18 protein-coding genes are annotated in these 20,744 nt (G+C 71.7%); 6 read left to right on the top strand and 12 right to left on the bottom strand.

Annotated elements, in window-relative coordinates:
* Nucleotides 1-7: 7 nt before the first annotated feature.
* Nucleotides 8-901, bottom strand: a complete 894-nt coding sequence (locus GDR74_RS00710; protein ID WP_152584500.1) for a DMT family transporter — start codon at nt 899-901, stop codon at nt 8-10.
* Between the two features lie 87 nt (nt 902-988).
* On the opposite strand from GDR74_RS00710, the gene GDR74_RS00705 reads away from it, so the two are divergent.
* Entirely contained in the window at nt 989-1,909 is a 921-nt protein-coding gene (locus tag GDR74_RS00705) for a LysR substrate-binding domain-containing protein (RefSeq protein WP_152584499.1), read from the top strand.
* 4 nt (nt 1,910-1,913) lie between these two features.
* On the opposite strand, the gene GDR74_RS00700 is transcribed toward GDR74_RS00705, so the two are convergent.
* Nucleotides 1,914-2,831, bottom strand: coding sequence for a Gfo/Idh/MocA family protein (locus tag GDR74_RS00700; protein WP_152584498.1), 918 nt, complete (start codon nt 2,829-2,831; stop codon nt 1,914-1,916).
* A 69-nt stretch (nt 2,832-2,900) separates the two neighbouring features.
* Nucleotides 2,901-4,745 (bottom strand): heavy metal translocating P-type ATPase, encoded by a 1,845-nt coding sequence (locus GDR74_RS00695; RefSeq protein ID WP_152587605.1) that lies wholly within the window; start codon nt 4,743-4,745, stop codon nt 2,901-2,903.
* 316 nt (nt 4,746-5,061) lie between these two features.
* Between GDR74_RS00695 and GDR74_RS00690 the strand changes: the two genes are divergently transcribed.
* Complete coding sequence (locus GDR74_RS00690; RefSeq protein WP_152584497.1) at nt 5,062-5,877, top strand: MipA/OmpV family protein; 816 nt, start codon at nt 5,062-5,064, stop codon at nt 5,875-5,877.
* Nucleotides 5,878-6,009: 132 nt separating this feature from the next.
* Here GDR74_RS00690 and GDR74_RS00685 read toward each other — a convergent pair whose 3' ends face one another.
* Both GDR74_RS00685 and folE read right to left on the bottom strand, forming a co-directional pair.
* A complete protein-coding gene (locus GDR74_RS00685; RefSeq protein WP_152584496.1) occupies nt 6,010-6,513 on the bottom strand; it encodes a 6-pyruvoyl trahydropterin synthase family protein in 504 nt (167 codons plus the stop codon).
* Nucleotides 6,514-6,548: 35 nt separating this feature from the next.
* The gene (folE, locus tag GDR74_RS00680; protein ID WP_152584495.1) at nt 6,549-7,223 is read right to left on the bottom strand and encodes a GTP cyclohydrolase I; all 675 of its coding nucleotides are present in this window, start codon (nt 7,221-7,223) and stop codon (nt 6,549-6,551) included.
* 216 nt (nt 7,224-7,439) lie between these two features.
* On the opposite strand from folE, the gene GDR74_RS00675 reads away from it, so the two are divergent.
* Complete coding sequence (locus GDR74_RS00675) at nt 7,440-7,946, top strand: putative pterin-binding protein (protein ID WP_246179814.1); 507 nt, start codon at nt 7,440-7,442, stop codon at nt 7,944-7,946.
* Nucleotides 7,947-7,967: 21 nt separating this feature from the next.
* The gene (locus tag GDR74_RS00670) at nt 7,968-10,412 is read left to right on the top strand and encodes a putative bifunctional diguanylate cyclase/phosphodiesterase (RefSeq protein ID WP_152584493.1); all 2,445 of its coding nucleotides are present in this window, start codon (nt 7,968-7,970) and stop codon (nt 10,410-10,412) included.
* A 77-nt stretch (nt 10,413-10,489) separates the two neighbouring features.
* Here GDR74_RS00670 and GDR74_RS00665 read toward each other — a convergent pair whose 3' ends face one another.
* From GDR74_RS00665 to GDR74_RS00640, 6 genes are all read right to left on the bottom strand, one after another.
* A complete protein-coding gene (locus GDR74_RS00665) occupies nt 10,490-13,669 on the bottom strand; it encodes an autotransporter domain-containing protein (RefSeq protein ID WP_194164590.1) in 3,180 nt (1,059 codons plus the stop codon).
* Between the two features lie 153 nt (nt 13,670-13,822).
* Nucleotides 13,823-14,146: a hypothetical protein gene (locus GDR74_RS00660; protein ID WP_152584491.1), complete on the bottom strand. Its 324-nt coding sequence runs from the start codon at nt 14,144-14,146 to the stop codon at nt 13,823-13,825.
* Between the two features lie 112 nt (nt 14,147-14,258).
* Nucleotides 14,259-15,674 carry an NAD-dependent succinate-semialdehyde dehydrogenase gene (locus tag GDR74_RS00655; protein ID WP_152584490.1) on the bottom strand — a complete coding sequence of 472 codons (1,416 nt, stop codon included), beginning with the start codon at nt 15,672-15,674 and terminating at the stop codon, nt 14,259-14,261.
* Nucleotides 15,675-15,774: 100 nt separating this feature from the next.
* Nucleotides 15,775-16,620: a universal stress protein gene (locus GDR74_RS00650; RefSeq protein WP_194164589.1), complete on the bottom strand. Its 846-nt coding sequence runs from the start codon at nt 16,618-16,620 to the stop codon at nt 15,775-15,777.
* 211 nt (nt 16,621-16,831) lie between these two features.
* A complete protein-coding gene (locus tag GDR74_RS00645) occupies nt 16,832-17,827 on the bottom strand; it encodes a zinc-dependent alcohol dehydrogenase family protein (protein ID WP_152584488.1) in 996 nt (331 codons plus the stop codon).
* A gap of 9 nt (nt 17,828-17,836) precedes the next feature.
* The gene (locus tag GDR74_RS00640) at nt 17,837-18,127 is read right to left on the bottom strand and encodes a hypothetical protein (RefSeq protein ID WP_152584487.1); all 291 of its coding nucleotides are present in this window, start codon (nt 18,125-18,127) and stop codon (nt 17,837-17,839) included.
* A gap of 271 nt (nt 18,128-18,398) precedes the next feature.
* Between GDR74_RS00640 and GDR74_RS00635 the strand changes: the two genes are divergently transcribed.
* Entirely contained in the window at nt 18,399-19,472 is a 1,074-nt protein-coding gene (locus GDR74_RS00635; RefSeq protein WP_152584486.1) for an NAD(P)-dependent alcohol dehydrogenase, read from the top strand.
* Here GDR74_RS00635 and GDR74_RS00630 read toward each other — a convergent pair.
* Nucleotides 19,462-20,190: a winged helix-turn-helix transcriptional regulator gene (locus GDR74_RS00630; protein ID WP_152584485.1), complete on the bottom strand. Its 729-nt coding sequence runs from the start codon at nt 20,188-20,190 to the stop codon at nt 19,462-19,464. The genes GDR74_RS00635 and GDR74_RS00630 overlap by 11 nt on opposite strands.
* Before the next feature lie 59 nt (nt 20,191-20,249).
* On the opposite strand from GDR74_RS00630, the gene GDR74_RS00625 reads away from it, so the two are divergent.
* Nucleotides 20,250-20,681, top strand: a complete 432-nt coding sequence (locus tag GDR74_RS00625; RefSeq protein WP_152584484.1) for a VOC family protein — start codon at nt 20,250-20,252, stop codon at nt 20,679-20,681.
* The last annotated feature ends 63 nt before the right edge of the window (nt 20,682-20,744 follow it).

The raw sequence follows: 20,744 nt of genomic DNA, 5'->3' as shown, positions 1-20,744 counted from the left end.
GCCGGGGCTACCGCCGCCAGTTCACGACGGCGACCCCGGCGAGGGCCATCGCCCCGCCGACGATCCCGAGCGGCGTCGGCACCTCGCCCAGCCACAGGAAGCCCAGGAGCGTGGCGACCGGCGGCACGCAGTACATGAAGTTCGAGGCCCGGCTCGCCGGCAGGCGGGACAGGGCGACGGCCCAGGTCCCGTAGGCGACGAGGCTCGGCACGAGACCGAGATAGACCGCGGCCCAGCGGGCCTGCGGGGCGGCGGCGGAGAACTCGGCCGCGGCCTGCGGCAGCCAGGGGCCCAGGACGAGGGCGCCGAGGGCCATGTTCCAGGCCGAGACCGCGAGGGGCCGGTGGCGGGAAAAGAGCGGCTTCTGCACCACGGTGGTGACGGAGGTGCACAGGGCCGCGCCGAGGATCAGCAGGGCGCCGGTGTCGATGCGCAGGCCCCCGCCCTCCCCAAGGGCGATGAGGCCGATCCCGAGGAAGGACAGGGCCGTGCCCGCCCAGGCGCGGGCGCCGAAGCGCTCGCCCAGCAGCGCCATGGCGAGGCCGGCGGTGATGATCGGGTTGGTGTTGATGATGAAGCTCGCCGCCCCGGCGGAGACGGTCGTCTCCCCCATGTTGAGAAGCGCCGTGTAGAGGGCCACGAACAGGACGCCGCCCGTGGCGAGCCGGAGGAAGTCCGGCAGGCTCGGCCAGCCCGGCCGGGTCAGGACCAGGAAGGCTGCCGCCGGCACCCCGGCGATGGCGAAGCGCAGGGCCCCGAGCTCCACCGGCCCGAAGGCCTGGAGGCCCGCCCGGATGGCCGGGAAGGCCGAGGCCCAGGCGAGGATGGTGACGAGGACGGACGCGGCCGTGACTGCGTCCACGGACGTTCTTACGGGCCGGTCGACGGCGGCTATGCTCATGGCGGGCTCCCGGGCGGTTCGACGGACGGGACCATCGGGGAGAGGTGGCTCGTTGACAAGCGAACAATTCGAGGGTGAGCTGTGCGCATGGATCACAGCTTGCCGCCATTGCCTCCCCTCGACAGCCTGCGCGCCTTCGAGGCGGCCGCCCGGCTCGGAAGCTTCTCGGCGGCGGCGGCTGCCCTCGGCATCACCCATGGGGCGGTGAGCCGGCAGGTCGCGCGGCTCGAGCACTGGCTCGGGCACAAGCTCTTCGAGCGGCAGGCCCGCGGCGTCGCCCTGACGCCCCAGGGCCAGCGCCTGCACCTGCGCACCGGCGAGGCCTTCGCCCTCATCGCGGACAGTTCCGAGCGCTGGGTCGAGCGGCGCGGGGCGGGCATCGTGCGCCTGACCTCCATCCCCTCGGTGAGCAGCCTCTGGCTCATGCCGCGCCTCCGGGGGTTCGAGGAGGGCGATCCGCCCCTGCGCATCGAGTTTGTGGTCGAGCACCGCACCGCCGATCTGGAGGGGGAAGGCATCGATCTGGCGATCCGCTGCGGCCGCGGCGCCGCGCCGGGCCGCCTCTCCGTGCGCCTCTTCGAGGAGCGCTGCCATCCCATCGCCTGCCCGGCGCTCGCCGCGCGGACCCCGCCCGGGCCCCCGGAGCGGCTCCTGGCCCATCCCCTCGTGCACGATTCCGACGCCGCGGGCTGGAAGGCCTGGTTCGCGGCGCAGGGCATCGACTACCGCCCGCGGCCGCAGGACCGCCGCTTCGAGGACTACAACCTGGTTCTCGACGCGGCCGCCCACGGGCTCGGCCTCGCCCTCGCCCGGCCGCCCCTGGCGGGGGAGGCGCTCGCCACGGGGCGCCTCGTCTCCGTCGACGAGGGAACGGTGCTCAACCCGGTCGCCTACTGGCTCGACCGCCCGCAGGGGCGCCTGCGTCCGGCGGCGGCGGAGCTGGCGCGCCGGATCATGGCGGAGGCCGGCGTCGCGGAGGCCGCCGCCGCTGCGTTCCTGAAGGCCTGACGGATCACGCCGGGCCGGGGCCTCCGGCGAGGATCCCCTCGACGATCTCCACGACCGCGGCCGCCTCGGCGAAGGTCGCAAGCCGGTTCGGCTCCCCGGCGATCAGCTTTCCGAATTCGGCGACCTGGTGCGCGTCGGCGCGGGCGGGGGCGATCTCCTCGTCCCCGTGGCGCAGCCGGTACCAGTCGCTGAGCACCGCGCTCCCCTTCGCCCCCGAGACCTCGAAGCGGTTGAAGTCGTCGATCTCGCCCGCCACCGCCCCGTCGATGGTGAAGCGGCAGGCGGCGTGCCGGACGGTCGCGCGGATGCGGGTCTCGGTGCCGGCGGGGCCGCGCTCCACCTCCCGTTCCACCAGCCGCCCGGGCCCGAAGAGCCGCAGGGCGAGGAGGACCACGTGCGAGACGACCTCGCGGGTGAAGCCGCCCTGTTCGGGGCCCGCGAGCCAGCCGGCGGCCCCGTGCTGCCAGCCCCGCGGCCAGGTCCTGAAGCGCACCGTCAGATGCGCCGAGAGCTCTTCGCCCAGGGCGCCGCGCGCCACGAGCTCCCCGAGCCGGACCGCGGCGGGAGCGGTCGCGAAGGGAAAGTTGACGGCGGCCCTCGCGCCCGCGCGCTCGACCGCCGCGAGGCAGGCCCGTGCCGATTCGACCGACGCGGCCAGGGGCTTCTCGCAGAGGATCGCCTTTCCCGCGCGGGCGGCGGCCGAAACCAGCGCCTCGTGGGTCGCCGGCGGCGAGGCGATGTAGACGCCCCGGACGGCGGGATCGGCGAGGAGCGCCTCCACGCTTCCGGCCCGGGGCACGGCCGCCTCGACCGGTGCGGGGTCGTAGCCGGCGACGACGGAGAAGTCCGGATTCGCCGCGAAGCTCTCGATCATCCTGCGGCCCATGATGCCCAGACCCACCACGCCGATGCCGTATGTCATTGTCCGCCCCTCGTTGCGGGGACGGCTATAGCCGCTTCCGGTGCCGAGCGCGAGGCCGGACAGGGCCGCTCACGATTCCGCCGGGCCGCGCAGGGCCCGCAGGGCGTTGAGGATCACCGCCACGTCGATGCCCTCCTGCAGCAAGGCCCCCTCGATGGGCGCAAGATAGCCGAAGGCGGCGGCGGCCATCCCCAGCAGGGAGAGGCCGATCCCCGCATAGACGCTCTGCAGGGCGATGGCGCGGGAGCGCCTGGCGATGCGGATGCCCGACAGGATCCGGTCGAGCCGGTCCACCAGGAGCACCACGTCCGCCGCCTCCGCCGAGGCGGCGGCGCCCTTGGCCCCCATGGCGACGCCGAGATCGGCGGCGGCGAGGGCCGGCGCGTCGTTCACGCCGTCGCCCACCATCATCACCGGGCCGAGCGGCTTCTCCGCGGCGACGACCGCGATCTTCCGGTCCGGAGTCAGCTCCGCGTGGACCGCGTCGAGGAAAAGACCCGCCGTCACCGCCTCCGCCACGTCGCGGCGGTCGCCCGTCGCGAGCACGATCCGGCGGATCCCCAGGGTGCGCAGCCCTTCGAGCAGCCGCGCCGTCCCCGCCCGCAGGGCGTCCGCGAGAACGACGAGGCCCGCGAAACGTCCGTCGACCGCCACCGCCACCCGCACCGATCCCGGTTCGCGCCGTCCGGGGCGCAGCGCCGCCGAGGCCTCGGGCACCTGCGCCGCCACGAAGCGCACGCCGCCCACCAGGACCCGGCGTCCCTCCACCAGGCCCCGGAGCCCCTCGCCGGGGCTCTCGCCCACGGCGGAAGGAAGAGCGAGGGGCAGGCCGCGCCCGCGCGCCTCGCGCACCAGGGCCCTGGCGATCACGTGGTTCGAGGCCTGGTCGAGGGATGCGGCGAGGGCGAGGACCTCGTCCGCCGGGAACGGCGCCCGGGGATGGATCTCGACGATCCGCGCCTCCCCGTGGGTGAGGGTGCCGGTCTTGTCGATGACGAGGCTGCGCACCCGCGCCATGGTCTCCAGGGCCTTGCCGCCCTTCACCAGGATCCCCGCCTTCGCCGCCCGCGACACCCCCGCGACGATCGCCACCGGCACGGCCAGGATGAGGGGGCAGGGCGTCGCCACCACGAGGACGGCGAGGCTGCGCACGGGATCGCCGGTCCACAGCCAGGCGCCTCCGGCCATGAGCACGGTCACCGCGAGGAAGAGCAGCGCGAAGCGGTCCGCCAGCCGGGCCATGGGCGCCTTCGAGCGCTGCGCCGCCGCCACCAGGCGGACGATGCCCGCATAGGTGCTCTCCGTCGCGCGGCGGGCGGCCACGAGGTCGAAGGCGTCGCCCGCATTGGCCGAGCCGCTCAGGACCGCGTCCCCCGGCCGCAGTTCCACGGGCACGGATTCCCCCGTCAGGGCCGACTGGTCGAGAACCGCGACCCCCTCGGCCACGGAACCGTCCACGGGCACGATCTCGCCCCGGCGCACCAGCAGCCGGTCGCCCGGCGCCACCGCGCCGAGGGGGATCTCGTCGAGGCGCCCGTCCGCATAGCGCAGGGCGGTGCGGGGGACCCGGGACAGGAGAGCGGTCATGTCCCGGGTGGCGCGGCGCTCCGCATAGCTCTCCAGGTACTGGCCGCCCGCATACATGAGCGCCACGACCGCGGCCGCCAGGGTCTCCCCGAGGGCGAGGGCGCCGGACATGGACAGGGCGGCGGCGATGTCGAGGCCCACGTCGCCCCGCCGCAGGCTCGCGACGATCTCGACGCACAGGGCCGCGAGCACCGGCACGGTCGCGGCGGCCCAGATCCCTCCCGCCCAGGCCCCCAGCCCCGCCGCGTGGGCCGCCGCCCCGAGCAGGAGCCCGAGGGCGGGCACCGCCACGAGGACCGGGCGCGAGCGGCGCTGGAGGGCGCGCAGCCTGTCCGGCAGGGCCGGGCGCGTGCCGCCGTCGGGCGTGCCATGCTCAGGCGTACCCTCGTCGGCCTGTCCCTTCGCGTCGTTCGCTTCCAAAGCCTTAACCTTTCCGGAAAGCTCTCCCGCCGGGGCAAGGGAGCGTCAAGAAACGGCAGATTAGACCTGTTTCCGACCGGACACACGCAGACGGGGAAACGCCGCATCGGCGCCCCGCCGCGGGGCGACCGGTCGATTCCCCGCCTTCCCCATGGTAAGGCTGCCGCCCCGATTCCGCCGGCCGGGCGTTCCCCGCAACCGGCTGCACATCCCAGGAAGTCTCATGCGCCTGTCGAAAGCCCTCGCCCTCGCCCTTCCCCTCGCCGCCGGCGCGGCGGCTCCGGCCGGGGCGGCGGATCTGTTTTCGCCCGCGCCTCTCCTCCCCGAAGGCTGGATCGTGACCCTCAAGGGCAACCTGAAGGTGGGGCCGTCCTATCCGGGCGCGGACGATTTCGGCGCCATCGCCTTTCCCTCCTTGAGCCTCCGGCGGGCCGGCACGCCCGAGCGCTTCGGCGCGCCCGACGACGGGCTGAGCTTCTCGCTCCTGGAGGATTCGGCGCTGCGCGTGGGCGTCGTCGGCCGTTTCCAGGGCGGCCGCTACCTCAAGGACGACCGGCGCCTCTTCGGCCTCCGCAAGATCGACTGGGCGGTCGAGCCCGGCGTCTTCGTGGAGTTCTGGCCGCTCCAGTTCCTGCGTGCCCGGGCCGAGCTCCGGCACGGCGTCAACGGGCATCACGGCTTCGTGGCCGATCTCGGCCTCGACCTGGTGCAGACCTACGGCGCCCTGACCTTCTCCGCGGGACCGCGCCTCGCCCTCGGCGACGGCAGCTTCGCCCGGACCTATTTCGGCGTCACGCCCGCGGAGGCGGCCCTCAACGGCCAGGTGACGCCCTACAAGCCCTCCGGCGGGATCACCTCGGTCGGCGCGACGGCGGGGGTGACCTACACCTGGTCCGCGCAATGGTCGACGACCGCCCACGTCACCTACAAGCGCCTCGTCGGCGATGCCGCCGACAGCCCGATCGTGAAGCGCTTCGGCTCCGAGAACCAGCTCGGTTTCGGCCTGACGGCGGCCTATTCGTTCGGCGCGGGACGCTGAGCGCCGACCCTTGGGCCGACCCTTGGAAGGCCATGAATGCACGAAGGCCGGGCAAAGAGGCCCGGCCTTGTCCTTTGCGGGTCGCGTTTTCGGACGGCAACCCGGTGCCCGCCTTTCCTGGGAAAGGCTCCGTCAGCGGGAATAGATCGCCGAATTCCCGCTGTGCTCCCTGACCTCGACGCTCTCCAGCCAGACCCGGCCGCCGGTCTCGCGCCTGGCGAACTCCGCGACGTAGTCGAACACGTATTTCGCCGTCGCCTCGCAGCCCACGGACGGCAGCACGCGCATGTCGATGAGGCCGTCCCGGTGCATGGCCTCGAACCGGGGCAGCTCGGGATCGTCCTCGGCCACGAGCATGGTGTGGTCGAACATGTGCTTGAGCCACGCCTTCACCGGCTTCAGGCCGCCGAAGTCGAAGCACCAGTTGCGCTCGTCGAGCTCGTGGGTGGCGAACACGAACCGGAAGGCCAGGGCATAGCCGTGGATCAGCCGGCAGTGGGAGTGGGTCGCCCGCCATTGCCGGAAGCAGCAGGAGAGGCCCTCGTTGTGGTCGTAGGTCTTGGTCGACCGGTAGATTTCCCGCGCCGCGGCCTGGGTGCCGGAGTCGGGACGGGTCGTGGGGACGGATACGTTCATGGGAGGCGGCTTCTCAATGTCGTCGTCCGGCAGGCCTAGTCGGCCTGCCCGCGGTCGAGGGTCGTGCATTCGTCGATGAACTCGCGCTTCAGCTCCGCGTCCGTCGACAGATCGCCCCAGTAGTAGGTGTTGACCATCCGGCTGCGCCGGCTGGCCCGCACGCCGCGCTGGGTCTTGCACATGTGGACGGCGCTGATCCGCACCGCGAGGCCGCGCGGCCTCGTCATGTCGAGGATGTACTGGCCGATCTGCTTGACCATCTCCTCCTGGATCTGAAGCCGCGCGGCGAAGTGCTCCACGATCCGGTCGTATTTCGACAGGCCGATGATCTTTCCGTCCGCCGCCGGCAGGATGCCGATATAGGCATGGCCGTAGATCGGCATCAGGTGGTGGGCGCACATGGAGCGCACCTCGATCGGCCCCGTGACGATCAGCTGGTCGTAGGCCTGAACGTTGTCGAATTCGGTGATGCGCGGCGGGGCGGTGTAGCGTCCCTCCAGGATCTCCTCCACGAACATCTTGGCGACCCGCATCGGCGTCTCGCGGGTGTTGTGGTCGTTCCGGTGGTCGATCCGGAGAACGTCGAACAGTTCCTCCACCTTCTTCGCGGCCGCGGCGATCATGGCGGAGCGCTCGGCCTCGCCGAGGGGCTCGCTCAGGGCCTCGTTGCACAGGCGTGGAGGTGTCATCTCGCGCGGATGAAAGTTCATGATTTGCCTATTGTTTCCGGTCTTTAAGTTGCGGCCTAATCTCCTGACGTAGCGGGCAATATTACGTAGTTGATATGAGGCGCTCGGCGCTAGCTATAGCGGCTTTTTGTTGCTATCAAAATTAGTATCGAAGCTTCATTTCACTTTTAAACCAATTTATAGGGTTGCGTATCCGGTCCTCGATCGGAAACGGAGAAGACGATGTCGATCACTGCCATGATACGGAATATCACCCTGGCCCTGGCCGGCCTGCTGGCCCTGGCGGCCGGCGCGGCGGCCGCGGATCCTCTGCCGTCACCGTCCGAGCGGCCGATCCTGACCATCTCCGGCAAGATCGAGAACACCAACAGGAACGGCGAGGCGCAGTTCGACCGTCCGATGCTGGAAGCCCTCGGCCTCGTCACCGTCGAGACGAGCACGCCCTGGTACAGCGGTGCGGTCAAGTTCGAGGGCGTGTCCCTCGACAAGCTGATGAAGCTGGTGGGCGCGTCCGGGGACCGCGCCGTGGTCGTCGCGCTCAACGACTACAGCAGCGAGATCCCGATCTCGGACTTCGCCAAGTACAACGTGATCCTCGCCCTCAAGCGGAACGGGGAGTACATGCCGGTGAAGGACAAGGGCCCGCTCTTCGTGATCTATCCCTTCGACAGCCTCCCGGAGCTGAAGAGCCAGACCTATTACGGCCGCGCCGTCTGGCAGGTGGCGAAGATCATCGTGAAATAGCGGCGGAAGCGAGCGCTCCCGATGAGTTTTGACGGACCTTCGCTGTCCTTAAGAATCCTCAAGGCGGTGCTCGCCATCGTAATCGTCTCCTTCCTCCTGTCCGCGGCCTACATCTCGAGCCTCGTGGTCGAGCGGCAGGAGGCTCTCAAGCAGGTCTCGCGCTACAACACGTCCTGGCTGGCGAGCCAGGCGGTCTCCGAATTCACCCGCCTGGAGCAGCGCCTGAGCGCCTACGCCGTCCCCGACGGCGGCATCGATCCGGGCGAGGTCCAGCTGCGCTTCGACATCCTCGTCAACCGGGCCAAGCTCCTGAACGACGGCGAGTTCCAGGATTTCGTGAGCCGGGACCCCGAGCGCCAGGAGACCGTCAGGCTCCTGAGGGAGGCCCTCGCCGCGGCCCAGCCCCTGGTCGACAGGATCGAGGAGCCGGGCAACGCCATGAAGGCCCTCGCGCTGCTCCAGCCCCTGGAGACGAAGGTGACGGCGCTGGCCTCGGCGGCGAACCATTACGGCGCGCAGCGGGTCACGGAGGACCAGCACGAACTGATCCGCCTGCACTGGCTGTTCTCCAGCCTCGCGGCCGGCCTCATCGTATGCGGTTTCATCCTGCTCGGCCTCCTCGGCTGGCACAACCGGCTGCTCACCCGGGCCCATCACGACCTGCGCTTCCTCGCCGAGAACCTGCAGCGGACCTCGGACGAGCTGAAGAAGGCCAACAAGGCGCTGGGCAACGCCTATGCGGAGCTCCAGCACCAGAACGGCGTCCTGCAGATCCAGGAGATCGAGCTGAGGACCCAGAACGAGCGCTTCAACGCGGCGCTCAACAACATGTCCCACGGCCTGTGCATGGTGGACGCCACCGGCCACATCATCGTGTTCAACGAGCGCTTTGCGCAGCTCTTCGACCTGGAGAGCTCCGTCCGGCCCGGCACGACCCTGAACGAGCTGATCGCCTATGCGGAGGCCCGCGGGCGCGAGGGCGCGGCGGCCCTCCGGCAGATCTGCGCCGAGCAGCAGGAGCTCATCCGCGAGCGGCGCCAGGCCACCTTCATCCAGGGCCAGCCCGGCGGGCGCACCATCGCGGTCTCCCACCAGCCCATGAGCGACGGCGGCTGGGTCGCGACCTACGAGGACATCACGGAGCGCCGCCAGGCGGAATCGCAGATCGCCTACATGGCCCACCACGACGCCCTCACCGATCTCGCCAACCGGGTCCTGTTCCGCGAGCAGATGGAGCGGGCCCTCGCGCAGTCGGGCCGCAGCGAGACGCAGGTGGCCGTGCTCTGCCTCGACCTGGACCGCTTCAAGGACGTGAACGATTCCCTGGGGCACGAGACCGGCGACGCGCTTCTCAAGGTGGTGGCGCACCGACTCAGGAGCTGCGTGCGCGAGGAGGACGTGGTCGCCCGCCTCGGCGGCGACGAGTTCGCGGTGCTGCAAACCTCCGTCCACGAGCCGCACGACTGCGCCGTGCTCGCCATGCGGATCGTCGAAGCCCTCGGCGCGCCCTACGACATCGACGGGCAGGAGATCGTCATCGGCACCAGCGTGGGCATCGCGCTTGCCGCGGAGGGCAACCCGACCCCGGATCAGCTCCTCAAGCACGCGGACCTCGCCCTCTACCGGGCGAAGTCCGTCGGGCGCGGCACGTTCCGGTTCTTCGAGCCGGAGATGGACGCGCAGCTCCAGGCGCGCCGCATGCTGGAGGTCGATCTCCGCAAGGCGCTCGCCAACGGGGAGTTCGAGCTTTTCTACCAGCCCCAGGTGGACATCCGCAGGAAGGCGATCACCGGCTACGAGGCGCTCCTGCGCTGGCGCCATCCGGAGCGCGGCATCGTCTCCCCCGCCGAGTTCATTCCGGTGGCCGAGGACATCGGCCTCATCTCGCCCCTCGGCGAGTGGGTCGTCCACGAGGCCTGCCGGGAGGCGTCCGGCTGGCCGGCGCCTCTGAAGGTCGCCGTCAACCTCTCGCCCGTCCAGTTCCGCAACAGGAACCTGGTCCAGTGCGTGAAGCAGGCCCTCGAGGAGTCCGGGCTCTGCCCCAGCCGCCTCGAGCTCGAGATCACGGAATCGGTGCTGCTGCAGGACAACGACACGACGCTCGCCACCCTGCACCAGCTGCGCAAGCTGGGGCTGCGCATCGCCATGGACGATTTCGGCACCGGCTATTCGTCCCTGAGCTACCTGCGCAGCTTCCCGTTCGACAAGATCAAGATCGACCAGTCCTTCGTCCAGGGCCTGTCCTCGCGCGCCGACTGCCTGGCCATCGTGCAGTCCATCGCAGGCCTCGGCGCCAGCCTCGGCATGAGCACGGTGGCGGAAGGCGTCGAGACGGAGGACCAGCTCGTCCAGCTGCGGGCGGCCGGCTGCACCGAGGCGCAGGGCTACTATTTCGGCAGGCCGCGGCCCGCCCGCGACCTCACCCATTCCCTCGAGGATTTCGGCCCGGTCCGCGCGGCGGAGTGAGGCGGCCCTCCTCGGGCGAGCGCCCCGCCGGTGGCGTTGCGGCGGGGCTCAGAGCGCCAAGGTCAGAAGCGCCAAGGTCAGAAGCGCCAGGTGAGGTTGCCCTTCAGGGCGTGCTCCTGCGCGCGCGTGCCGATCTGGCCGGCATAGGCCACGCCGAGCGTGACGGCCGCCGCCGCCTGCCAGTCGAGCCCCGCCTCCGCCACCAGCGCATCCCGGTCCACCGGCGCCCCCGCCACTGTAAACGGCACGCCCGCCCCGGCAAAGGCCAGCCGCGCCTCCGGCGCCACGTCGCCATAGGCATGCCGCCAGCCGAGCAGGCCGCGCACCAGCACCGGCAGCTCCGCGCCGAGCCGCGCCTCCGCCCGCACCCCCAGCGTGGTGGTGCCGAGCGCAAAGCGGCGGCCGAAGCCGACCAGCGCCGCCGCGCCGCCGCGCTCCTGGAAGCCGTCGCTGTCGAGCCGCAGCAGCGCCGCCCCGGCGAACGGCTCGAGCGCCAGCGCGCCCAGGCCCAGCCGGTAGCCGACCTCGCCGAAGCCCTGCAGGCTCGTCCCGCCATAGGAGGCGCGCAGCGCATCGGCGAAGCCGGGGAAGCTGACGCTGCGCGTCAGGGCGAAGTCGTGGCGGGTGGCGACGCCGCCGAGCCGCACGGCGAGCGCGCCCCACTGGCCGGCGCCGTAGACGGCGCCGAACACGCCCTCGCTCGAGCCCGAGGAGAGGCGGGCGTCGACGTCGAAGGCGGTCGAGGCGTAGCCGCCGGCCAGCCCGAGGCGCAGGCCGTCGGCGAGAAGGGCGTCGGCGCCGAGCACGAAGCCGCCGGTGGCGGTGGCGAGCGAGGCGGCGTTGCCGTCGGAGCGGGTCCGGCCCCAGGCGCCGAAGCCTTCGCCCCACAGGGCATAGGCGGCCGGGGCGGCGGCGGCGACCGCGACCGGCGGCACCGGCGCGCCGGGCCGGTCGGCGGCATAGGCGGCGGCGAAGGAGCCCGGGCCTGCGCCCGGGCCCGCGCCTTGCGCCAGCCGCGGCAGGGCGGGGCCGAGCAGCGGCTGGCGCAGGCGGGCGAGCAGGCTGCTCTGCACCAGCTGCCCCTGGCCGTAGGCGCTCGTCACCGCCGTCGCATGACCCTCCCCCGACAGAAGATCCAGCGCGCGGTCGACGGAGGCCCGGTCGAGCCGGAGGAGGGCGTCGTCCAGCGGGCTGGCCGCCCCGAGGGCGTCGATGGCCGCCGCCACGTCCTTCTTGTCCGGCGAGGTTTCGGCGTCGGACAGCGGCACGGCGTTACGCTCGAAGCTCACCGTGACCGCGTTGCCGGCATAGCGCAGCCGCGGATCGAGGAAGGCCGACACGCTGTTGGTGCGCAAGGTCCCGAAGGTGCCCGCCGCCCCGCCGGCGGCGGTGACGATTTCGAGCGGCGTGCCGACCGGGGCGAGGCCGTCGGCCAGCACCACGTCGAGGGTGCCGCCCAGGAGCGTCGCCGTGCCGCCCACCGCGAGCCGGTCGTGGGCGCCCTGGGCGTTCGCGTCGACGCGGTAGGTCGAGCTGCCGAGGAGGGTGGCGTTGCCGGTGACGGTCAGGGTCCCGAAGCCGCCGGCGGCCATGCCGGGCTCGAGGGTGCCGGCCACCGTCAGCGGCGCCTGGACGACGCCGGTGCCGCGCAGGGTTCCGGCATTGCCCACCGTCACCGCCGAGGCGACGGAGCCCGCGAGGGTCAGCACGCCGCCTAAGACCTGCGTCCCGCCCGCGTAGGTGTTCGCTCCGCTCAGGACCAGGTTGCCCGCGCCGCGCTTGACGAGGCCGCCCGTGCCCACGATGTCGTTGGACCAGGCGGAGTCGTAGCCCCGCGTGTCCACGTCGAAGAGGGGCGCGAAGCCTTCGGCGCCGAATTCCTTGGGGCCCCTGACGGCGCGCGCGAGGTTGAAGAGGCCGCGGCCGTAGATCTCCCTCGGGCCGATAGGGTCCGTCGTCGTCAGGATCACCTCGATGATCTGCCGCGCGGTCATGTAGGGGAAGGCCTCCCGCAGCACCGCCGCGCCGCCCGCCACCACGGGCGCCGCCATGGAGGTGCCGACCTCGGTCTTGTAGGTGCTGAACGGGAAGGTCGAGAGGATCTCGACCTCGTTCGCGTCCTCCCCGGGCTTGACGTGGTCGCCCCCGGGCGCCGCCAGGCACCACAGGAAGGTCACGCCGCAGCGGTTGCTGTAGCTTGCGATCCTGTTGTTGCGGTCCGTCGCGACGACGGCGATCAGGCTGCCCTGGAGGTCGGAGAAGTCCAGCCCGGCGTTCTCCGGGGCGTTGGGATCGGCGTAGACGTAGGTCGCCGGATCGTTCGGGTCGCCCATGGCCTCCACGAGCCGGTAGGCGCCGCTCTGATGGTTGCCCGGACGGATGAAGGGGAACAGGCCGATGCCGCTCGGGTTGGCGGCCGAGAGCGGCTGGTCGAAGTAGTCGTTCCCGGCCGAGAAGACCAGGACGATGTCGGCCTTGGCGGCGGCCTTGACGGCTTCGTATTCCTCCCTCAGCCCCTGGGTGCGCACGAGCGTGGTGGGCATCTCCACGTAACGGGGGTTCGGCAGGGGCCTGCCGGAGCTGTCGCGCTCGTCCAGGTACTTGGGCGGGACGGCGTTGGGCCCGTAACTGCCGTTGAGCACCTTCGCGCCGGTCCCTGCCGCATAGTGAAGCGCGAGGACGGTCGGGTCGTTCCTCCCGTCGTCGGCGACCTCCACCGCCCGCAAGGGGATGATGGTCGCATTATAGGCCACGCCCTGGGTCCCGACCCCGTTGCGCGCGGCGCCGACGATTCCCGCCACATGCGTACCGTGGCCCTCGATCCCGCCCGCCTGGTTGAGATCCGACATGAAGCCCGGCGGCTCGTTGATGTCGAAGGAGCGCAGGAGCGGCGAAATCCGGCCCGCGAATTCCGGATGGCCCGTATCGAGCCCGGTGTCGATGACGGCAACGGTGATGCCCCTGCCCGTGAAGCCCATGGCGTAGGCTTCGGCCGCGCCGATCTTCCCCAGGAACCAGGAGCGCCGGTACTCGTCCGTCTCGAAGGAGGCGGGGCTGCCCGCCCCATAGCCCGCGCCCGGCGCAGCCCGCGCGAAGACCGGGAGCGGCACGGGCGAGGCGTCGGCCGCCCTGGCTCCGGCCGAGCCCGCAAGAAGCCCGGCGCTGGCGGTTCCGGCGAGAAGGCCGGCCAGGAGAAGACGTGCGGCAGCGGAACGGCGCGAGCCCCTTCGCGCGGCCCGGAACGAAGAAGAAGTCATGATGCCCCCGGACGAGAACGGGTCGGCCCGAGGGCCGCCCGCCATTGGGGCGAAAGAGTAAGAATCTAAACCTGCGCGTCCAGCAATTCCTCTGCGGAAGATTGCGCCTTTTTCTAAGGTGTTACTCTACGGCAACGGGATCCGCGGCCCGGTTCAGCCGAGGGGCCTGAAGCGCCGGGTCTCCTGCTGCGCCGGCGGCCGGTGCGGCCTGTGGGCGGCGGCCTGCCCGGAGGAGCGCTGAGGCCTGACGGCGGTCCGCTTCGGTGCCCGCACGGCCCGGTAGCGCGGGCGCTCCGCCGAGGCGCCCACGACGCCGCCGATGACCCCGCCCACCGCCGCTCCGATGGGGCCTCCCACGACCGCCCCCGCGAGGGCCCCCGTTCCGGCGCCGGCGGCCGTCGCGGCCTGGGCCTGCGCGAGGGTCGGGGACAGGACGAGCGGGGTCAGGGCGGCAAGCAGGAGCATCGATCGGCGCATGGACAAACCTCTTTGGAATCCTCTTTTCGAAACGCGCCCCGGCAACGCCCGTGCCGGCGGAGGGGTTCCGGCCTCCCCATGGCGGCGGGCCGTCCGGAGCGTCGCGGTGCGGCTACGGATGGACGACCACGCTCTTGATATTGACGAATTCGCGGATCCCGAATTCCGAGCATTCGCGCCCGTAGCCACTCTCCTTGATTCCGCCGAAGGGCAGGCGCGGGTCGGAGCGGACATTGCCGTTCACGAAGCTCAGGCCCGCCTCCAGCATCTCGGCGGCGATCCGCTCCCCGCGCGCGGGATCGCGGGTGAGGACGCCCGAGCCGAGGCCGAAGCGGGCGCCGTTGGCGATGCGGATCGCGTCCGCCTCGTCCTCGGCCTCGACGACGGCTGCCACGGGTCCGAACACCTCCTCGTCGTAGACCGCCATGCCGGGACGCACGCCCGCGAGCACGGTCGGCGGATACCAGGCGCCCGGCCGGTCGGGCACCGTGCCGCCGGTGAGCAGGCGCGCGCCGCGCTCCACGCTGCGGCGGACCTGGTCGTGAATCCGGTCGCGGGCCTTCACGCTCTCCATCGGCCCCAGCTTCGTTACAGGGTCGCGCGGGTCGCCCATGACGTAGGTTGCCATTTCCGCCGCGAGTGCGCGCTCGAACGCCTCGCGGACCGGGCGCACGGCGACGAAGCGCTTGCCGGCGATGCAGCTCTGCCCGCCGTTGACCATCCGCGCCGCAGCGCAGACCCTGGCGGCCTGCGCGATGTCCGCGTCCTCCAGGATCAGGTAGGCGTCCGAGCCGCCGAGCTCGAGCACGCTCTTCTTGAGGGCGGCCCCCGCCGCGGCGGCGACCTGCCGTCCCGCCTCGACGCTTCCCGTGAGCGTCACGGCCGCGATGCTCGCGTCGTCGATGAGGGACTTCACGTCGGCGCTCGGGACGAGGAGGGTGCGGAACACGTCGTCCGGAAAGCCCGCCTCGCGGAAGACGCTCTCGATGGCGAGCGCGCAGCCCGGCACGTTGCTGGCGTGCTTGAGCACGGCGGTGTTGCCGGCCATCAGGGTCGGCGCGGCGAAGCGGAAGACCTGCCAGAACGGGAAGTTCCACGGCATGACGGCGAGAACGGTCCCGATGGGATTGAAGGTCACGAAGGCCTTCGGTCCGTCGAGATCGACCGGGCGCGGCCTCAGGAACGCCTCCGCATGCTCCGCGAAGTAGTCGCAGTTGAAGGCGCACTTCTCCACCTCGCCGCGCCCGTCGGCGAGGAGCTTGCCCATCTCGGCGGTCATCAGCTCTGCGAACTCCGCCTGCCGGCGCCGCAGGACCCGGGCCGCCTCCCGCATGAGCCGGGCGCGCTCGCCGATGGGCATCGCCCGCCATGCCGCGAAGGCCGCGCGGACGCTGCGGGCGACCGCCAGGGCCTCGTCGCGGGAATGCCCTTCGTAGCTGCGGCCGGGCGTCCCGGTCGCGGGATCGGCGGTCTCGAAGCGCGGCTTCGCGGCGGAGGCGGGGCGGGAGGACAGGGACGTCTCGGCCATGGGGAGTTCCTTTCGGGGGACGGCACTTCGCCACGGTGCGCGCGCCGCGTCATCTCCAAAAGTCCAGCTCCGGCGGCGGGTTCCCGTCCCGGCCTGCGGATCAGTGCGCCATCAGGAGCGGCAGGTCCGAGCGCTCCAGCATGTCGCGGCTGGTGCCGCCGAGGATCCATTCCCGCGCCCGCGAATGGCCGTAGCCGCCCATCACGATCAGGTCGGCGGACATGCGGCGCGCCTGATCGAGAATGACCTCGCTCACCGCACGCCCGTCGCTCCGGGCGAGATTGACCTCGACCTCCGTGCCGTAGCGCTCCAGATGCCGGGCGACGTCGAGATCGAGAGCCGGCTTTCCCGAGGCCGTCTCCTCCGGGTCGACCGCGAGCACGCAGGTGCGGGCCGCCCTCGCGATCAGGGGCGCCGCCTCGGCGATGGCGCGCGCGGTCTCGCGGGTGTCGCGCCAGGCCACCAGGATGCGCCGGATCGCGTCGGAGGGCCTGCGGCCGGGCGGCACCACGTAGATGCCGCGCCCGCTCCCGAACAGGACCGATTCGAACAGGTCGTCCCAGGGGGCGGATCCGTCGCCGTCGTAGGGGCGCTGCGCCACGAACAGGTCGGAGCGGCGGGCTTCGGAGACCGCCTGGTTCATCAGCTGGCCCGGCGTGCCGTCGAGGCGGCGGACCTCGTTGGGGACCGACAGCCGCGCGAAGCGCTCGGCAAGGCGCTGCTGCGTCCGGTCTCCGTTGCGCCGCGCCTCCTCGTCGAGGCTTGCGATGACCTCGGCCGCGGCCGCGCCGCCGTCCATCGGGGTCATCACGGCGAGATCGGGAAGCAGGTTGGTGAAGAGGCCCCTCACGCGGGCTCCGCTGACGGAGGCGATCGCTTCCGCATGGGCCAGGCGGAGCTCGTCGTCCGCGCCTCCGTCCAGATGAACCAGAACGTCCTTGATCATGATGCTCTCCATGCTTCCGCGAGTGGGCAGGGCTGCGGCCCGCAGCTCCGGTCGACGGCATTCCATGCCCGCTCCGGCATATTGTCCTTGATCCTGCGCAAAGTCTCCCGTCGTTTCGGTCACGGCGGGTCTGCGCGGGGATCGGCCATCGGGGATGCTCTCCGGCGTGAGGTGAGCCGCATCCGGGCGGGCCCTTACCTGGGCAGGCACCTCATGTGTCCCGGCGCGGCACCAGGACGGCGGCGCCCCGGAGACGGCCGGCGCGCAGGTCGGCCAGGGCCTCGTTGGCGGCCTCCAGCGGATAGGTCACGGTCTCGGTGCGGATCGCGGCCTTCGGCGCGAGGGCGAGGAAATCCCGCGCGTCCCGGCGGGTGAGGTTGGCCACCGAGACGACCTGCCGCTCCTCCCACAGCAGCCGGTAGGGAAAGGAGGGGATGTCGCTCATGTGGATCCCGCCGCACACCACCCGGCCGCCCTTCCTCACCGCCTTGAGGGCGAGCGGAACCAGCGCCCCCACCGGCGCGAAGAGGATCGCGGCGTCGAGCGCCTCGGGAGGAGTCTCGTCCGAGCCGCCGGCCCAGGCCGCGCCCAGGGAGCGGGCGAAATCCTGCGCCGCCAGATCGCCCGGGCGCGTGAAGGCGAGGATCCTCCGGCCCTGCCAGCGGCAGACCTGCGCGACGATGTGCGCCGCGGCGCCGAACCCGTAGATCCCGACCGTCCGGGCAGGACCCGCCGCGACGAGGGAGCGCCAGCCGATGAGCCCGGCGCAGAGCAGGGGCGCCAGCGCGACGGGATCGGCCTCCTCCGGCAGGCGGAAGGCAAAGGCCGCGTCTGCGACCGCATGGGTCGCGAAGCCGCCGTCGCGGGTGTAGCCGGTGAACAGGGGAAAGTCGCAGAGGTTCTCGTGCCCCGCCTCGCAATAGGGGCAGCGGCCGCAGGCGCGGCCGAGCCAGGGAATGCCGACCCGCTCGCCGGGAGCGAAGCCCGTCACGCCGGGGCCGAGGGCCTCCACCCGCCCGACGATCTCGTGGCCCGGAACGACGGGCAGCTTCGGATCCGGCAGGTCGCCGTCCACCACGTGCAGGTCCGTCCGGCAGACGGCGCAGGCTTCCACGGCCACTCGGATCTCGCCTGCGGCGGGCCGGGGAAGCGGGCGTTCCTCCCGGACGAGGGGCATGCCCGGCCGGCGAAGCACCATGGCTTCCATGGAGGGACCTCAGGCGTCGGCGGGACCCATTTCGGTTGCGATCCGCTCCTCCAGCGCGGCGAGCTCGCGCAGGCAGGGCTCGCGCCGCACCTCGTATTGCTGCTTCAGGCGCTCCGCCAGCTCGCGCTTCAGGTTCTCGTCCCCGTCGGCGCGGGAGAGGGATTCCAGGTTGCGGCGATAGGTGACGTCCAGGTCCGCGAGATCGGCCAGGGCGGACTGGAGACGGGGGAGGAGATCCGGAGAATAGGCCCGGGCCGCGCGGAAGTCCTCCCAGACGTTCCGGAATTCGAGATCGATCATGCCGTTCTCCCATTCTCGCGTGTGTGGCTTCGGCCGCCCAGCTCCGCACCCGGTTCCGCACCTGGCGCGCGCCGCTGCGGAAGATAGGCCCGGCGCCGGCATCCAAAATTGATCCCGATCAATGATTACGGACGAAGGCCGCGACAAATGCGGCATCGGAGCGGGCATGGGTCGATGCATTCTCCGAGGTCGCCGGGCGACGGGCCGCGGGAAGGAACCCGCCGGCAGCGGCGTCATTCCCCAGGCGCCCAAGCCGCAAGGAGCCAGGGTCATGCCCAAGATGAAAGCCGCCATCTTCGTCGAGCCAGGCCGGATCGTCCTCGACGAGAAGCCGATCCCGGACGTGGGGCCCCTCGATGCGCTGATCCGCATCACCACCACCACCATCTGCGGAACCGACATCCACATCCTCAAGGGCGAGTATCCCGTCGCGCGGGGCCTGACCATCGGCCACGAGCCCGTCGGGATCATCGAGAAGCTCGGCTCGGCCGTGCGCGGCTACCGCGAGGGGCAGCGGGTCATCGCCGGGGCGATCACGCCGAGCGGCCACAGCGAGGCCTGCCTGTGCGGCTGCCACTCGCAGGACGGCGCCGGCACCAAGCACGGCTGGAAGCCGATGGGCGGCTGGCGCTTCGGCAACACCATCGACGGGGCGCAGGCCGAGTACCTGCTCGTGCCGGACGCCATGACGAACCTCGCTCCCGTGCCGGACGGGCTCACGGACGAGCAGGTGCTCATGTGTCCCGACATCCTCTCGACCGGCTTCTCCGGCGCGGAGAGCGGCGGCATCCGCATCGGCGACATCGTCGCCGTCTTCGCGCAGGGACCCATCGGCCTGTGCGCCACGGCGGGCGCGCGGCTGATGGGCGCCTCCACGATCATCGCGGTGGAGAGCCTGCCCGAGCGCATGGCCATCGCCCGGAAGATGGGGGCGGACTACGTGGTCGACTTCTCGAAGGTCGACCCGGTCGAGGAGATCCGGCGCCTCACGGACGGGCGCGGCGTCGACGTGGCCATCGAGGCCCTCGGGAAACAGTCGACCTTCGAGGCGGCGCTGCGGGTGTTGCGCCCCGGCGGCACGCTGTCCTCGCTCGGGGTCTATTCCGCGGATCTGAAGATCCCCCTCGACGCCTTTCTCGCCGGGCTCGGCGACCACACCATCCGCACGACCCTGTGTCCCGGCGGCAAGGAGCGCATGCGCCGCCTCATGGCGACGGTCGCCTCGGGACGGGTCGACACGAGCCCGCTCGTCACCCACCGCTTCACGCTCGACCGGATCGAGGAAGCCTACGACCTCTTCGGCCACCAGCGCGACGGCGTGCTGAAGGTGGCGATCACGCCGTAGTTTCCGGGCCCGCCCGGCCCGGCGGGACCTCCGCCTTGGGCGGCAGCGGGAACAGGGACACGAAGCGCTCCGCGAGCCTGCGGTCGCCCGCGACTTCGAGCGCGCCCTCCGCTTCGAGGGCCGCGACGGGCTCTCCCGCATAGATCGCCCGCGCCAGAGCGGGCGCGCTGCCCGTGAAGACCGCGTCGGCCTCCTCCACCGGAGCGCGGCGGACCTCGATGCGTCCTCCGGCGAGGCGGGCGAGATACGTCTCCTCGCCGATGCAAAAGCCGATCCGCGCCTCGGTCGCCCCGGCCCTGCCGGGATCGAGCATCGTACGCAGGGACAGCATCAGGGAAACGGCGCTGAAGGGCAGGGTCGGGTCGTGGTGCGGCGAGCGTGCCGCCCACCGGCCGAGGGCCTGGAAGATCGGCTCGCTCTCGTAGCCCCAGGGCGTGAGCTCGTAGACCTGCGTCGCGGCCGGAGGCGGCAGCCTGCGGCGGACGAGGATGCCCGCCGCCTCCAGCCCCTCGAGTCGCTGGGTCAGGACGTTCGCGCTGATCCCCGGCAGGTTCGCCCGCAGGTCGCTGAACCGCCGCGGCCCCATCATGAGCTCCCGGATCACCAGAAGCGCCCACCTTTCGCCCACGAGGTCGAGGGCGTGCGCGGTGGCGCAGGCGTCGTCGTAGTGCCGGCGGGCGGCGGGCGCGGGCGGCTTAGTTATTTTTTTTAACTTCATAGTTGCTTTCAATAACCAGATGGTTCATGGATGTCAAACCGGACGAAACGGAGGAACCCATGTCCAGGCTCATCTTTCTGAACCTTCCCGTGGCCGACCTGCAGCGCGCCGTCGCGTTCTACGAGGCCGTCGGCGCAACCCGGAACCCACAGTTCTCGGACCATACCGCCGCCTGCATGGTGATCTCCGAAACGATCCACGTGATGCTGCTCACCCACGACAAGTTCCGCCAGTTCACGCCCAAGGCCATCGCCGATGCGCGGGCGACGAGCGAGGTGCTCATCGCCCTCTCGGCGGAAAGCCGGGCGGCGGTCGACGACATGCTGGCGAAGGCCGGCGAGGCGGGCGGGCGGGCCGATCCTGCGCCGGTGCAGGATCACGGATTCATGTACGGCCGCAGCTTCGAGGATCCCGACGGGCACATCTGGGAGATCGTGTGGATGGACGTCGAGGCGGCCGCGAAGGCCCAAGCGGAGATGACGCCGGCCTGAGGCGCGGCGGGCCAGTGGCGGAGCCCGCCGGGCGCGAGAGCGCCGCGGCGGCGTGACGGAAGG

It is taken from the genome of Microvirga thermotolerans (genome assembly GCF_009363855.1).
GTDB lineage: Bacteria > Pseudomonadota > Alphaproteobacteria > Rhizobiales > Beijerinckiaceae > Microvirga > Microvirga thermotolerans.
The sequence above is the reverse complement of the archived record's forward strand: the minus strand, read 5'-3'. Positions and strand labels throughout refer to the sequence as shown.

Coding starts and splice junctions, on each gene's coding strand:
- GDR74_RS00710 (WP_152584500.1), bottom strand. CDS start 901: ATGAGCATAGCCGCCGTCGACCGGCCCGTAAGAACGTCCGTGGACGCA.
- GDR74_RS00660 (WP_152584491.1), bottom strand. CDS start 14,146: ATGCGCCGATCGATGCTCCTGCTTGCCGCCCTGACCCCGCTCGTCCTG.
- GDR74_RS00670 (WP_152584493.1), top strand. CDS start 7,968: ATGAGTTTTGACGGACCTTCGCTGTCCTTAAGAATCCTCAAGGCGGTG.
- GDR74_RS00675 (WP_246179814.1), top strand. CDS start 7,440: ATGATACGGAATATCACCCTGGCCCTGGCCGGCCTGCTGGCCCTGGCG.
- GDR74_RS00635 (WP_152584486.1), top strand. CDS start 18,399: ATGCCCAAGATGAAAGCCGCCATCTTCGTCGAGCCAGGCCGGATCGTC.
- GDR74_RS00685 (WP_152584496.1), bottom strand. CDS start 6,513: ATGAACGTATCCGTCCCCACGACCCGTCCCGACTCCGGCACCCAGGCC.
- GDR74_RS00655 (WP_152584490.1), bottom strand. CDS start 15,674: ATGGCCGAGACGTCCCTGTCCTCCCGCCCCGCCTCCGCCGCGAAGCCG.
- GDR74_RS00650 (WP_194164589.1), bottom strand. CDS start 16,620: ATGATCAAGGACGTTCTGGTTCATCTGGACGGAGGCGCGGACGACGAG.
- GDR74_RS00645 (WP_152584488.1), bottom strand. CDS start 17,827: ATGGAAGCCATGGTGCTTCGCCGGCCGGGCATGCCCCTCGTCCGGGAG.
- GDR74_RS00640 (WP_152584487.1), bottom strand. CDS start 18,127: ATGATCGATCTCGAATTCCGGAACGTCTGGGAGGACTTCCGCGCGGCC.
- folE (WP_152584495.1), bottom strand. CDS start 7,223: ATGAACTTTCATCCGCGCGAGATGACACCTCCACGCCTGTGCAACGAG.
- GDR74_RS00690 (WP_152584497.1), top strand. CDS start 5,062: ATGCGCCTGTCGAAAGCCCTCGCCCTCGCCCTTCCCCTCGCCGCCGGC.
- GDR74_RS00630 (WP_152584485.1), bottom strand. CDS start 20,190: ATGAAGTTAAAAAAAATAACTAAGCCGCCCGCGCCCGCCGCCCGCCGG.
- GDR74_RS00700 (WP_152584498.1), bottom strand. CDS start 2,831: ATGACATACGGCATCGGCGTGGTGGGTCTGGGCATCATGGGCCGCAGG.
- GDR74_RS00625 (WP_152584484.1), top strand. CDS start 20,250: ATGTCCAGGCTCATCTTTCTGAACCTTCCCGTGGCCGACCTGCAGCGC.
- GDR74_RS00665 (WP_194164590.1), bottom strand. CDS start 13,669: ATGACTTCTTCTTCGTTCCGGGCCGCGCGAAGGGGCTCGCGCCGTTCC.
- GDR74_RS00705 (WP_152584499.1), top strand. CDS start 989: ATGGATCACAGCTTGCCGCCATTGCCTCCCCTCGACAGCCTGCGCGCC.